The sequence below is a fragment of the Flavicella sediminum genome (assembly GCF_006381105.1).
Classification (GTDB): Bacteria; Bacteroidota; Bacteroidia; order Flavobacteriales; family Flavobacteriaceae; genus Flavicella; species Flavicella sediminum.
In genome coordinates this window covers 1312325-1326091 of record NZ_VDET01000002.1, presented here as the reverse complement: position 1 = coordinate 1326091, position 13767 = coordinate 1312325, and the positions used below count along the sequence as shown (strand labels likewise).

Annotated in this window: 10 protein-coding genes; 6 read left to right on the top strand and 4 right to left on the bottom strand. The window is 34.1% G+C overall.

Features of this window, described 5'->3' with window-relative positions; genetic code table 11:
* Window positions 1–32 precede the first annotated feature (32 nt).
* The 5 genes from mfd to FGM02_RS05730 all read left to right on the top strand — a co-directional run bounded on the left by mfd (window position 33) and on the right by FGM02_RS05730 (window position 8108).
* Entirely contained in the window at window positions 33–3389 is a 3357-nt protein-coding gene (gene mfd, locus FGM02_RS05750; RefSeq protein ID WP_139957354.1) for a transcription-repair coupling factor, read from the top strand.
* Between the two features lie 33 nt (window positions 3390–3422).
* Window positions 3423–4046, top strand: coding sequence for a hypothetical protein (locus FGM02_RS05745; RefSeq protein ID WP_139957353.1), 624 nt, complete (start codon window positions 3423–3425; stop codon window positions 4044–4046).
* Window positions 4047–4117: 71 nt separating this feature from the next.
* Window positions 4118–4978, top strand: coding sequence for a DMT family transporter (locus FGM02_RS05740; protein ID WP_139957352.1), 861 nt, complete (start codon window positions 4118–4120; stop codon window positions 4976–4978).
* A 115-nt stretch (window positions 4979–5093) separates the two neighbouring features.
* Window positions 5094–6650: a sulfatase family protein gene (locus tag FGM02_RS05735; protein ID WP_139957351.1), complete on the top strand. Its 1557-nt coding sequence runs from the start codon at window positions 5094–5096 to the stop codon at window positions 6648–6650.
* A 138-nt stretch (window positions 6651–6788) separates the two neighbouring features.
* Window positions 6789–8108 (top strand): D-arabinono-1,4-lactone oxidase, encoded by a 1320-nt coding sequence (locus tag FGM02_RS05730; protein ID WP_139957350.1) that lies wholly within the window; start codon window positions 6789–6791, stop codon window positions 8106–8108.
* Here FGM02_RS05730 and dprA read toward each other — a convergent pair.
* Entirely contained in the window at window positions 8105–9205 is a 1101-nt protein-coding gene (dprA, locus tag FGM02_RS05725) for a DNA-processing protein DprA (RefSeq protein WP_139957349.1), read from the bottom strand. The two genes, FGM02_RS05730 and dprA, sit on opposite strands and share 4 nt — an antisense overlap.
* A 94-nt stretch (window positions 9206–9299) precedes the next feature.
* Between dprA and FGM02_RS05720 the strand changes: the two genes are divergently transcribed.
* Window positions 9300–10199 (top strand): HU domain-containing protein, encoded by a 900-nt coding sequence (locus tag FGM02_RS05720; RefSeq protein WP_139957348.1) that lies wholly within the window; start codon window positions 9300–9302, stop codon window positions 10197–10199.
* Between the two features lie 6 nt (window positions 10200–10205).
* On the opposite strand, the gene FGM02_RS05715 is transcribed toward FGM02_RS05720, so the two are convergent.
* The 3 genes from FGM02_RS05715 to FGM02_RS05705 form a co-directional block, all read right to left on the bottom strand.
* Window positions 10206–10994 (bottom strand): alpha/beta fold hydrolase, encoded by a 789-nt coding sequence (locus tag FGM02_RS05715; protein WP_139957347.1) that lies wholly within the window; start codon window positions 10992–10994, stop codon window positions 10206–10208.
* Between the two features lie 32 nt (window positions 10995–11026).
* Window positions 11027–12328 carry a DEAD/DEAH box helicase gene (locus FGM02_RS05710; protein WP_139957346.1) on the bottom strand — a complete coding sequence of 434 codons (1302 nt, stop codon included), beginning with the start codon at window positions 12326–12328 and terminating at the stop codon, window positions 11027–11029.
* A 104-nt stretch (window positions 12329–12432) separates the two neighbouring features.
* Complete coding sequence (locus FGM02_RS05705) at window positions 12433–13725, bottom strand: aminopeptidase P family protein (RefSeq protein ID WP_139957345.1); 1293 nt, start codon at window positions 13723–13725, stop codon at window positions 12433–12435.
* Between the last annotated feature and the right edge of the window lie 42 nt (window positions 13726–13767).

Below are 13767 nucleotides of genomic sequence, written 5' to 3'. Positions count from 1 at the left end.
AAAAAAATTATCTTTGTCAAAAATATTTTCTCTTGAGTAAGCAAACAATTGTTGGTCATTTTGAACAATCCGCTACTATACATAAGATTGCCCAAAAGCTTTCTTTACCGAATTGTCACGTCCAAATTTCAAATTTAACAGGATCTTCCTTCTCTTTTTATCTTTCCGAATTATTTAAAAAAACGGACAAACCTTTTCTAATGATCTTAAATGATAAAGAAGAAGCTGCCTTTTATTTAAACGATTTAGAACATTTACTAGGAGAAAAAAATGTGCTTTTTTATCCTGGCTCTTATCGAAGACCTTATCAGATAAGTGAAACGGATAATGTCAATGTTTTATTGCGTGCCGAAGTTTTAAACAGAATCAATTCTAGAAAAAAACCGGCCATAATTGTCTCTTATCCTACGGCTTTATTTGAAAAGGTAGTGACAAAAAAAGAGCTAGAAAAAAACACTTTAAAAGTCGGGGTTAACGACCAACTCTCTTTAGATTTTGTCAATGAAGTATTATTTGAATACGAATTTAACCGTGTCGATTTTGTTTCAGGACCTGGTGAATTTGCCGTTAGAGGAGGAATTATTGATGTCTTTTCTTTTTCAAATGAAGAACCGTATCGAATTGAATTTTTTGGCGATGATGTTGATAGCATCCGAACATTTGATATTGAAACACAACTCTCTACTGGTACTTTAAAAAAAATCAACATTATGCCCAATGTTGAAAATAAATTGCTTCAAGAAAACCGAGAAAGTTTTTTAAAATATATTTCGAACGAAACTGTTATTTTCACAAAAAACACCCATTTATTATTTGGGCACCTCGACAAACTTTTTGAAAAATCAGAGCTAGCTTTTGAGAAATTATCGAAAGAAATTAAACACAGTCAGCCCAGTGAACTTTTTGCCAATGGCGATTTAATTAAAAGCCAACTCTTAGAATTCTCTAGAGTTTCCATGGGGCACAACACAAGCTTTCAATCGGAGGATGCCTTTAATTTTCAAATCAAATCTCAGCCTTCTTTTAACAAGCAATTTGACTTATTAATAAAAGATTTAAATGCGAATACTGCCAACGGCATAAAAAACTTTTTGTGCTGTACCAATGAAAAACAAGCCCAACGATTTCACGATATTTTTTCTTCTATAGATGAAGAAAATGTGAATAAAATTGAATACTCTACCGTTGTTTTACCTATTTACGAAGGGTTTATAGACGAAGAAAATAAAATTGCCTGTTATAGTGATCATCAAATTTTTGAACGCTATCACAAATTTAACATCCGTAACAATTCTTCAAAAAAACAAAATATTACTTTAAAAGAGTTAACCACTTTAGAGGTTGGTGATTTTGTTACACATATGGATCATGGTGTGGGTAGATTTGGCGGATTGCAAAAAATTGATGTTGAAGGAAACAAACAAGAAGCCATAAAATTAATTTACGGAGATCGTGATATTTTGTACCTGAGTATTCACTCTCTACACAAAATTTCAAAATTCAACGGAAAAGACGGCAAGCCACCTAAAGTATACAAACTAGGCTCTGGCGCTTGGAAAAAATTAAAACAAAAAACAAAAACAAGAGTTAAAGAAATTGCTTTTAACCTAATTAAACTATACGCAAAAAGAAGACTTGAAAAAGGGTTTCAATACGGACCTGACAGCTATTTACAACACGAGTTGGAAGCCAGTTTTATGTACGAAGACACCCCTGATCAGTTTACAGCAACTCAGGATGTAAAAAAAGACATGGAAAATGAACAACCCATGGATCGTTTGGTTTGTGGCGATGTTGGTTTTGGAAAAACAGAAGTCGCTATACGTGCTGCTTTTAAAGCCGCAGACAATGGAAAACAGGTTGCCGTACTTGTGCCAACGACTATATTAGCCTACCAACACTTTAAAACTTTTTCTGAAAGATTAAAAGATTTTCCTATTACGGTTGACTACCTAAACAGATTTAGAACAACCAAACAGCGAAATTTAACCATCAAGGAACTCAAAGAAGGAAAAATTGATATTGTTGTAGGAACCCACCAATTGGTGAACAAAAAAGTGGAGTTTAAAGATCTTGGTTTGCTAATTATTGATGAAGAACAAAAATTTGGAGTTGCCGTAAAAGACAAACTAAAAACCATCAAAGAAAATGTTGACACCTTAACGCTAACCGCAACACCTATTCCTAGAACTTTGCAATTTTCATTGATGGCAGCAAGAGATTTATCAGTCATCAGTACGCCACCCCCTAACCGACATCCTATTGAAACCAATGTTATTCGCTTTAGCGAAGAAACCATTAGAGACGGTATCAACTACGAAATTTCAAGAGGTGGACAGGTATTTTTTGTACACAATCGTGTAGAAAATATAAAGGAAGTGGCAGGAATGATTCAACGTTTGCTACCCAATGTAAAAGTAGGAATCGGTCATGGACAAATGGATGGTAAAAAATTAGAAGAACTGATGCTGTCGTTTATGAATGGTGATTTTGATGTTTTGGTAGCAACAACCATTATTGAAAGTGGTTTAGATGTTCCAAATGCCAATACCATTTTTATCAACAATGCCAACAATTTTGGTTTGTCTGATTTACATCAAATGCGTGGTCGTGTAGGACGTTCAAACAAAAAAGCATTCTGCTATTTTATCACACCACCTTATGAACACATGACCACCGAAGCAAGAAAGAGAATTGAAGCACTTGAACTATTTTCTGACTTAGGAAGTGGAATAAATATCGCCATGAAAGATCTTGAAATAAGAGGAGCTGGTGATTTGTTAGGTGGTGAACAAAGTGGCTTTATCAATGATATTGGTTTTGATACTTATCAAAAAATTCTAAAAGAAGCTATTGATGAATTGAAAGAAAACGAATTCAAAGATTTATACCCAACAGAAGAAAACGCGGGACCAAAAGAATTTGTAAAAGAAATTCAAATTGACACCGATTTTGAAATATTATTCCCTGACGATTATATAAATATTGTATCTGAAAGATTACTTCTTTACAATGAATTAAGTGACATTGAAACCGAAGAAAAATTAGTTGAATTTGAAGAAAAAATAAAAGATAGATTTGGAGAAATTCCAACTCAGGTGGAAGATTTATTAGACAGTGTTCGTATCAAATGGATTGCTAAAAAGTTAGGAATTGAAAAATTAGTCCTAAAGAAAAAACGCATGATTGGTTATTTTGTGTCCGATCAGCAAAGTGACTATTACAACTCACCTACCTTTACAAGCATGCTACAATATGTGCAAAAAAATTCTAAAAGCTGTGTCATGAAAGAAAAGGAAACCCGAGACGGATTGCGCTTGCTAATTACCTTTATAAAAATAGATTCTATTAAGAAAGCCTTAGGAATTTTAAATGAAATTCAAGACTGATTAAAAAATAAACAATACTTTTGGCAAAAAAATATGAAAAATTTAATTACCCTATCTGTTGTTTTAATATTGCTAACTAGTTGTGCCAGTAAATACGAGCTTTTAAACCCCAAAAGAACACTCTACCAATCAATTAACAAGGACAATAATATTGAAGTCTCCTACAAATACAATACCTTAAGAAAGAAATACAGAAAATACGCAGAAAAAAACGACATCCGCATTGTCTCTGTTAAAATTAAAAATAACACGGAGAGAGATATCGTTTTTGGAACAGATTTTAACTTAGTATCTTATTCTGATAGACCGTTAAACATTCTTGCTCCTAATGAAGCTTATGACAACGTAAGACAGCATCCAGCATCTCATTTATGGTATTTATTGTTAGCCCCTGTTACGCTTAACAAAACCGAAAGTGAAAGTTTTGGAGGTTCAACCATTACGAAAACAAAACCAATTTTTCCAATTGGTTTAATTTTAGGACCTGCCATAAGTTTAGGAAATATGGTATACGCTGGTAAATCAAATAAAAAATTCAAACAGGAGTTAAATGATCTAGATTTAACGAATAAAACTATTAAAAAAGGAGAAACTGTTTTTGGGCTAATTTCCATTAGACAATCAGATTATCCTTCTATAAAAGCAAGTATCTTATAAAAAATATTCATCCACATATGCGGCCAGTCATTCATAGAAAAATGACTGGCCGTTTTTATTAAAATAAGTTCATGAAAAGCACTAAATTAAAACATCTACTAGAACTCAATCTCTCTATCCTACTCATTAGTACTGCTGCGGTATTGGTACGATATATTGATTTAGACCCAACCATTATTTCTTTTTGGAGAGGGCTTCTAGGTTTTATCGTTCTTGGTGGGTTTATGCTACTAAAAAAAACTTCCTTTAAAATAGCCGATCCTGTAGCACAAAGAAGATTGCTGTTTTCTTCCTTTCTTTTTGGGGCACATTGGCTGACTTATTTCTATGCTTTACAAACAGCAGGTATTGCCTTAGGAATGCTTTCGTTATATACCTACCCGGCCATAACAGCATTATTAGAGCCTTTCTATTTCAAAACTAAATTTAATAAAAGACATCTTATACTCGCACTAACTGTACTTATTGGCTTGTATATTATGTTACCCGATTTAAATTTGGCAAGCGACTCAACCAAAGGACTTATTTCAGGTATTCTCTCTGCATTCTTCTATGCTTTACGGAATTTAACCATGAAATCTAACAGTAAAAAATACAGCAGTACCGTATTAATGTTTTATCAGTTTCTTTTTATCGCTGTTATATTTACGCCTTTTCTGTTTTACAAAAACACGGAACAAACCCTAGATTTCCTGCCTTACCTTATCGGTTTAGGAATTGTAACTACGGCAATTGGACATACCATGTTTGTACAAAGTTTGAAAAACTTCGCAGTATCCACAGCAAGTTTAATTGGTAGCTCACAGCCCGTATTCGGAATCTTAATGGGCGTCATTTTTTTAAACGAAACTCCAAACACAGCAACAATCATTGGAGGAGCTATTATCCTATCAACTGTTATTATTGAAAGTATCAGTCTGAAAAAGAAATAACAAAGACTTAGTAAAGGGTAAAATAAACTCGGTATACTTAAAATTATTTTACTAAATTTACATTCTGAATTTTAAATGTAAAATTTACATTTATAAAACTTAAAAACGAAACAAAATGAACAAATCACATTGGATTTTTATTTTAACACTGGCCGTATTGGTTGGTTGTAAAAACGACAAACCAGCAAAAGAAGCTGTCTCAGCAAACTCTGCTAAACAACCAAACATTGTTGTAATTTATACAGATGATTTAGGATACGGAGACATAGGCGCCAATGGTGCTACAGAACTTCAAACACCCAATATTGATAAGTTGGCAAATGGTGGAGTTCGTTTTACCAACGGATATGCAAGTTCTGCAACTTGTACTCCTAGTCGTTATGCCTTACTTACAGGTGTATATCCTTGGAAAAACAAAAATGCAAAAATTCTTCCAGGTACTGCTCCCCTAATTATTGGAACAGAGCAAATGACTTTACCAAGAATGTTAAAAACCAAAGGATACCATACGGGTATTGTTGGAAAATGGCACCTAGGATTAGGATCAGGTCATGTTGATTGGAACAAAAAAGTTTCTCCTGGACCTAATGAAGTTGGTTTCGACTACTCTTATATTATGGCTGCTACACAAGATCGTGTACCAACGGTATATATTGAAAATGGTGATGTTGTTGGATTAGACCCTAACGACCCGATTACGATTGACTACAAAAACAATTATCCTGGTCAAACTAGCGGAAAAGAAAACCCTGAGTTAACAACCATGAAATGGCACCACGGACATAACAACTCCATTATCAACGGAATTCCGAGAATTGGTTATATGAAAGGTGGAGAAAAAGCTAGATGGAGCGATGTTGATATGGCAGATCACTTTTTAAAAGGTGCGCAAGACTATGTTAAAAAACACAAAGACGGACCTTTCTTTTTATACTACGGAATGCAACAACCACACGTACCAAGAACTCCACACCCTAGATTTGTAGGAAAATCAGGCTTAGGACCAAGAGGTGACGTTATTGTTGAAGCTGACTGGGTTATTGGTGAATTCTTAAAAACTTTAGAAGAAGAAGGTTTGTTGGAAAACACATTGATTGTTTTTTCTAGCGATAACGGACCTGTTTTAAATGATGGTTACTATGACGATGCTGTTGAAAAATTAGGAAAACATACCCCTACTGGAGGATTAAGAGGTGGAAAATACAGTTTGTTTGAAGCTGGTACCCATGTGCCTTTTATTACTTCTTGGAAAGGAACTATCAAACCAGGCGTGTCAAATGCATTGGTTTGTCAAATGGATTTATTATCCTCTGTTGCTAAATTGGTAGGATCTGATATTCGTACTAGCGATAGTCAAGATATTTTGGAAGCTTTTTTAGGATCTTCTGAAAATGGTAGAAAAGATTTAGTTTTAGAAGCAAGTGCAAAAACTGCTTACCGAAAGGGTGATTGGGCTATGATTCCTCCATACAGCGGAAAAGCTTTGTTAAAAGAAGTAAATATTGAATTAGGAAATTCTTCTGAATACCAATTGTACAACTTAAAAGAAGACCCAAGTCAACAAAACAATTTAGCCGCTTCTAACAAAGAAAAATTAGCCGAAATGGTTGCAGGTTACACAGCTATTAGAGGTAAACAAACTGAAAAAATTAAAGAAATTGAATTGAAATAATAGTTCATTTTATAACAATTCTTAAATCCCTCCTTTCTAATTGAAAGGAGGGATTTTTATTTTCCTTTCTTTTCAAAATACAAGTACTCAAAAATTACTTTAGAAGCTTTACCTTTGCTTCCAAAGAGAACGTATTAGATGTCCAAATCCTTACAAAAATGGACCAATTGGTCAAAATCATTTAGCTCATTTCCAGAAACAATTTTATTTCCAAGTTCTGTAAAAGAAATTAGCGCCTTGATAAAAGAGGCCGCCGAACAAAAAAAGAAAATAAAATTAATTGGCTCAGGCCATTCTTGCTCCACCATTGCAAAAACGAATGAAGGATTTTTAGTCTCCTTAGACAAATTCAATAAAGTACTTTCTTTTGACCAAAAAAAATTATTAGTTAGCGTAGAGGCCGGTATCCGACTCAAAGATTTATTAGTTTATTTACGTCAAAATGGAGCCACAGTAAGCAATTTAGGCACCATTGATGAACAATCTTTAGCAGGAGCTATTTGTACAGGAACCCATGGCACAGGTCTTCAATTTGGAGCCATAGACCAACAAATTGTTTCTATGGAACTTATTACCGCCGCAGGTGAAACTATAAAAACATCACAAAGCGAAAATCCTGAAATTTTTAAAGCCGCTAGAGTCAGTTTAGGTGCCTTAGGGATCATTTCTAAAATAACTTTAAAAGTTGAACCCCACTACAATTTAGAAGTAAACACCCAAACAGTAACTTTTGAAGGAATGTTGCAAAACTTGGAACAGATTCACAAAACCGATTATTTGCGTTTTTGGTGGGCACCACACACTAATAAAGTCCAACAATGGAGCGCCAACAGAACACAAAAAAACTGCACTCAAAAAAACACCACACAAGAATGGCTAAATGGTATTTTTAAAGGAAATATAGTCCATGAATTTGGCTTATGGCTCACATCATTTTTCCCTTTAGGAATTCCGAAGTTAAATAATTTTATGTACGACTTACTTTTCAAAAAAGAAGTACAGCAAATAGGAACCGCACACGAAATGTTTGTTTTACCAATACTTGTAAAACAATCTGTAATGGAGTACGCCATTCCTTTAGAAAACACAAAAGCTGCTATTTCTGAAATGAAAACAGCCATCGATAAAAATTTTAAAGTGCATATGCCTATTGAACTTCGTTTCAGTCCAAAAAACGATGCCAGTTTAAGCATGGCTTATCATAGAGAAACTTGCTATATTGGAATTATTTCCTACAAACCTTATGGCAAAAATATTCCACACGATGTGTACTTCAAAAAAATTCACGACATTTTAAAAAAATACGACGCCCGACCTCATTGGGCAAAAAAACATTTTTACGACAAATTAAACCTAGAAAGACTGTATCCAGAATGGGAAAATTTTAAACAAACCAAAGCAGAATTAGATCCTACAGGAATATTTGAAAACGAATATTTAAAAAATATATTCTCCTAAATTATTTCGTACAATTTTCCTGGTAAGGCACGTACAACACCTTTCATCTCTAGCTGAAATAAAACAGCAGCAATTTTATAAACAGGTATTTTTGTTTCAATAGAAATACGATCTAGCAGCTCCTTTCCTTTGGAAGCTAAAAAATCATAAATAAGCTGTTCTTCTGTAGTCAAGTCTAAAAACAATTGAGGCTGAATCACTTTCTGTTCCTTATTTTCTTCCCAACCTAAAAAACGTACTAAATCCTCAGAAGACATTAATATAGCTGCTTTATTATCTCGTATCAAAGCATTGCAACCTTTGCTATAATAATCACTCGTTCTACCTGGTACTGCCAAGACTTCCTTTCCATAAGAATTGGCAATATCTGCTGTAACCAAGGCGCCTCCTTTTGGTGCTGACTCTACAATAATAGTTGCTTCAGCAATACCCGCAACTATTCTATTTCTTTTTAAAAAATTTTCTCTTAGCGCCCCTTCATTGTACCAAAATTCCGTTAAAAAACCACCCCGTTCATACATTTGCGCCATGTATTTTTTATGCGTTTTAGGATACAAATCACCAAAGCCATGTGCAAAAACACCAACCGTACACAAATTATTTTTTACAGCCGCTTTGTGCGCACAAATATCAACACCATATGCAAATCCACTTACCACAACAGGATCGTAGCTTTTTAAATCTGCCAATAAAGACTCACAAAAATCTCGTCCATAAGTCGTCATTTTTCGTGTACCTACAATGCTAATAATTTTACGATTTTCGAAATTAAAACGGCCATCTTGAAACATTAAAATTGGAGAGTCAATACAGTTTAATAATTTTTTTGGATAAGCTTCTTCTAAAAAATAAAGCGGTTTTATTTGATACTGACTTATCAACTTTATTTCTAATTCTGCTGCTTTCAAATTTTCAGAATCGAATAAATTTTTTAAAGTTACGGCGCCAATTCCATCAATTTTTTGCAATGTTTTTTTTCGCTCTTTTAAAACGTTTTTTGGACTCCCACAGACTTTAATTAACTTTTTGGCATTGATATCTCCAATGCCTTTGGCCCGTTGAAGTGCCAAAGCATACAGTAAATCTTCTTCTTTCATTTTATAACAATTTGATATACAAGTTACAAAACATTTGTTGATAAATTTTAAGCGCCCAATGAAAACAAAATCATAAATTATTTATATTTGTTTTATGCAGTTATCAAAGTACATCAGTGATTTATTATACAGATACGAATGTGTTATCGTACCTGGATTTGGAGGTTTTGTTTCAAATGTGGTTTCTTCAAAAGCCAACCATTTTACCCATACTTTTTATCCACCAACAAAAAAATTAAGTTTTAACAGTCAGTTACAAACAAATGATGGCTTGTTGGCAAATTATATCTCTGTTGCTGAAAACTGTACTTTCGAAATTGCGAATGAGAAAATCAATGCATTGGTAATCGCATGGAAAAACCAGTTAGAAAATAGCTCACTGACTTTATCTAATATTGGAGAATTATCTTTAAACAAAGAAGGGAATATTCTTTTTAACCCTTTAACAGAAAGCAACTACCTACCCAGTTCATTTGGTTTAGCCTCTTACAATTCTCCTGCCATAAAAAGAGAATCGTACAAACAAAAAGCAGCTGTTTTACAACCTGTTGAAGAAAGAAAATCTTCTCACTTCTTTAAATACGCAGCCGCAGTTGCTGTAATGCTAACCGTTGGTACTATTGGTTGGAAAGCCAATGAAAAACAAATGGAAGCTTTGGAAACAGAATACCAAGAAGTGGTGACTAAAAAAATTCAACAAGCTACTTTTATCATTAGCAATCCGCTTCCAGAAATTAATTTAGACATTGTAAAAACCGTTACTAAAAACTACCACCTAATTGTGGGCGCTTTTGGAGAAGAAGCCAATGCTTTTAAAAAGGTAAAACAATTAAAAGCGAAAGGATTTAATGCGACAATTATTGGTGTAAACAAATGGGGACTTACTCAAGTTGCTGTTGACAGTTACGCAACTCGTGAAGAGGCCGTAAAAAACTTAGCAGAAATAAAAATAAAAGTTTCTAAAGACGCTTGGTTGTTTATTGATAAAAAATAATTCTTTTTAAGAACAATTTTTCACAAAATCTTTTAGCGCAAGTAACATTTCGGGTTTGTTTTCAATATGCGACATATGTCCTTCTGAAAGTCGGACCAAAACTGTTTCTGTATTTTCTACTTGACTTAACAAATCATCCAAAGCCAAAACAGGATCTTTTTCACCCAAAACCATCATTTTAGGATACGGACCAAAATGCAACAGCACCTCACGGTCTTGTCTAATTTTCATCCCTTCCAAAGCAGCAATTATACCTTGCTTGGATGTTTGTAATGCTTCTTCTTTTACCTCAGCAATTTCCGCTCGATAGAGTTTTCTGTTTTTAGAACGAAACAGCATAGGAATAGAATTTCTAATAAAAGATTTATGATTTTCCTTTACTACGGCAATTGCCCGATCTCTATTTATTTGTTTTTCGGGAGAATCGGCTCTTGATGTAGAATTCAATAAGCAAATACCTTTTACATTATCCGGGAATTCTTCAGCTAAAGCCAACGAAACATAACCTCCCATGGAATGCCCTACCAAAACATATTTTCTTATTTTCAAATGCACCAATACCGCATGAACGGCATCTGCCATTTGCTCCATGGTATGCACATAGCCTAAATTCTCCGTCAAACCATGTCCCAACAAATCAATGCAAACAACTCTGTTTCTTTTAGAAAATTCTTCAACCGTAGAATTCCACATCGTACTATTTTCTAAAAAACCATGCAAGAGAACAATTGCTGTTCCTTTTCCAGAAACCGTATAATGAATTTGTGTGTTTTTGTAAGTAATAAAAGTTTTCAATTCTATCAAGTATTATGCTAGCTCAAACAACACTAGCGTTTCTTTTTAGAGCCACCTGTCCTTCCTCTTCCAGAGGTGTTTTCCGGTTTTCCACCTTTAAAGCGTGACTTTCGTTTCGGTTTATTTCCTTGTGAAGCAGTTTTTTTCTTATTTCCAAAAGAACCTTTACTTTGTGTAGCCGCTCTTTTAGGAGGTGTCTTATCCAAAGGTTCATAACCTTCAATAGTATCTGTTTTTAATTTTTCTTTTAACAATTTTTCAATTTCCTTTTGGTACTCCGTTTCTTCACTGCAAACTAAAGAAATAGCCTCTCCTGCAGCACCTGCCCTACCCGTTCTACCAATTCTATGCACATAATCTTCAGGCACATTAGGAAGTTCAAAATTGATAACATGTGGTAACAATGGAATATCCAATCCACGTGCAGCAATATCTGTAGCAACTAAAACCCTAATAGCATTGCTCTTAAAGTTTGCCAAGGCTTTTGTTCTAGCACCTTGATTTTTATTTCCATGAATTGCAGCAGCTGTAATACCGGCCTTCACCAAGTTTTCGGTTAATTTATTAGCTCCATGTTTTGTTCTTGTAAACATTAAAACCTGACTCCAACTACCTTCTTTTATCAAATCGATAACCAAATTTGTTTTTTTACCTTTATCTACGCGATACACTTTTTGTACAACTCTTTCGGCTGTTGTGTTTTGCGGTGCAGCTTCCACAGAAACAGGATTTCTTAAAATCCCTGCAGCTAATTTTTTAATATCCTTAGAAAAAGTTGCTGAAAACATCAAGTTTTGACGCTTTGTAGGCATAAAACTAATCAACTTGTTGATATCTCGAACAAAGCCCATATCCAACATTCTATCTGCCTCATCTAAAATTAAAATATCTATTCTTTTAAATGAAACGGCTTTTTGATCGTGTAAATCTAACAATCTACCAGGTGTTGCTACCAAAACATCAACTCCTTGTCTAAGTGTTCTTATTTGACTAGCCGCTTTTACCCCTCCAAAAACAACGGCAGATCTTATATCTAAATACTTACTATACTCTTGAACATTTTCATGAACCTGAGCAGCTAGTTCTCTTGTAGGTGTTAAAACCAAGGCACGCAAAGGTCTGTATTTTGGATGTTTCGTTTCTGACAAAATCTGCAAAACAGGCAGCGTAAACCCGGCTGTTTTTCCAGTTCCTGTTTGCGCAGAAGCGAGCATATCTTTTCCTTGTAAAATATGCGGAATTGCTTTTTGTTGAATTGGAGAAGGAGTTGTATACCCTTTTTCTTCTACTGCTTTTAGCAAAGCATCTGATAAACCTAGGTCTTTGAATGACATCTATAAAATTTTATAAAAAAACAGAAATTTTGTTTTTAAGATAGAAATGCAAATGTACATTGATTAATTGTTAGCTACTGCCTATAAGTACTTTTTATATAGGTTTAGCTATTCATTAAATCTTCTATTTCCTCAATTTCAATAGGAATATTTGCCATCAAGTTAAAAGGAACACCTTTTTCTTGAACCACCACATCATCTTCCAAACGAATTCCAAATCCTTCTTCTGGAATATAAATTCCCGGCTCAACCGTAAACACCATATTGGCCTGCATTGGATCTGTTAAAATTCCGTAATCATGCGTATCTAAACCCATATGATGCGACGTACCATGCATAAAATATTTTTTATATGCCGGCCATTCTGGATCTTCATTTTGCACATCAACTTTGTCTAATAATTTCAAAGCTAAAAGCTCTGAGGTCATCATTTTACCAACTTCTTGGTGGTATTCTTTTAAAACGACACCGGGTAACAACATTTTTGTCGCTTCCTTTTTTATTTTATTTACCGCATTGTACACCTCTTTTTGTCTTGCTGTAAATACACCAGAAACAGGAATTGTTCTCGTTAAATCACTAGAATAATTAGCATATTCAGCGGCAACATCCATTAAAATTAAATCGCCAGATTTACATTGTTGATTATTTTCTATATAATGCAATACATTGGCATTACTCCCACTAGCAACTATGGGTGTATAGGCAAAACCTTTAGATCTATTTCTAGTAAACTCATGAATCAATTCTGCTTCTATTTCATACTCCCAAACTCCGGGCTTTACAAAATCTAAGACCCTACGGAATCCTTTTTCGGTTAAATGACAAGCCTTTTGAATTAAGGCTATTTCTTCTTCTTCTTTTACAGAACGAATTCTTTGTAGGATTGGATTGCTTTTTTCTCGTTGCTGAGAAGGATATTTTTCAGCCAACATATTTGTAAATCGATCTTCACGAGTTTCTGTTTCTACTTTTGCTCTGTAATGTTCGTTTTTGTTGATATAAACTACAGCAACATCCTTCATTAATTCTTCCAGAACTTCGTCAAGTTTATCTAACCAAAGTACCGTTTGGACACCTGATGTTTTTGTTGCCAATTCCTTTGTTAATTTTGCACCTTCCCAAATTGCAATATGCTCATTGGTTTCTCTCACAAACAAAATCTCTCGATATTCTGGTTTCTTGGCATCCGGGAATAAAAACAAAACACTCTCTTCCTGATCAACACCGCTTAAATAAAAAATATCTCGATGCTGTGCAAAAGGCAAAGTACTATCCGCACTCACAGGATAAATATCATTGGAATTAAAAAAAGCCATTGCATTGGGCTTCATTTGTGCGACAAACTTGGCTCTATTTTTAACAAATAAAGAAGAAGGAATTGCTTCGTATTTCATAAGAAAATTGTTTTAAGACTATCGATGTATTTCGTACATTTA

What these genes read in the sequence shown, in the direction of transcription:
- FGM02_RS05720 (WP_139957348.1), top strand. Translation starts at nt 9,300, where the DNA reads ATGCAGTTATCAAAGTACATCAGTGATTTATTATACAGATACGAATGT.
- FGM02_RS05730 (WP_139957350.1), top strand. Translation starts at nt 6,789, where the DNA reads ATGTCCAAATCCTTACAAAAATGGACCAATTGGTCAAAATCATTTAGC.
- FGM02_RS05710 (WP_139957346.1), bottom strand. Translation starts at nt 12,328, where the DNA reads ATGTCATTCAAAGACCTAGGTTTATCAGATGCTTTGCTAAAAGCAGTA.
- FGM02_RS05705 (WP_139957345.1), bottom strand. Translation starts at nt 13,725, where the DNA reads ATGAAATACGAAGCAATTCCTTCTTCTTTATTTGTTAAAAATAGAGCC.
- FGM02_RS05740 (WP_139957352.1), top strand. Translation starts at nt 4,118, where the DNA reads ATGAAAAGCACTAAATTAAAACATCTACTAGAACTCAATCTCTCTATC.
- FGM02_RS05745 (WP_139957353.1), top strand. Translation starts at nt 3,423, where the DNA reads ATGAAAAATTTAATTACCCTATCTGTTGTTTTAATATTGCTAACTAGT.
- dprA (WP_139957349.1), bottom strand. Translation starts at nt 9,205, where the DNA reads ATGAAAGAAGAAGATTTACTGTATGCTTTGGCACTTCAACGGGCCAAA.
- FGM02_RS05735 (WP_139957351.1), top strand. Translation starts at nt 5,094, where the DNA reads ATGAACAAATCACATTGGATTTTTATTTTAACACTGGCCGTATTGGTT.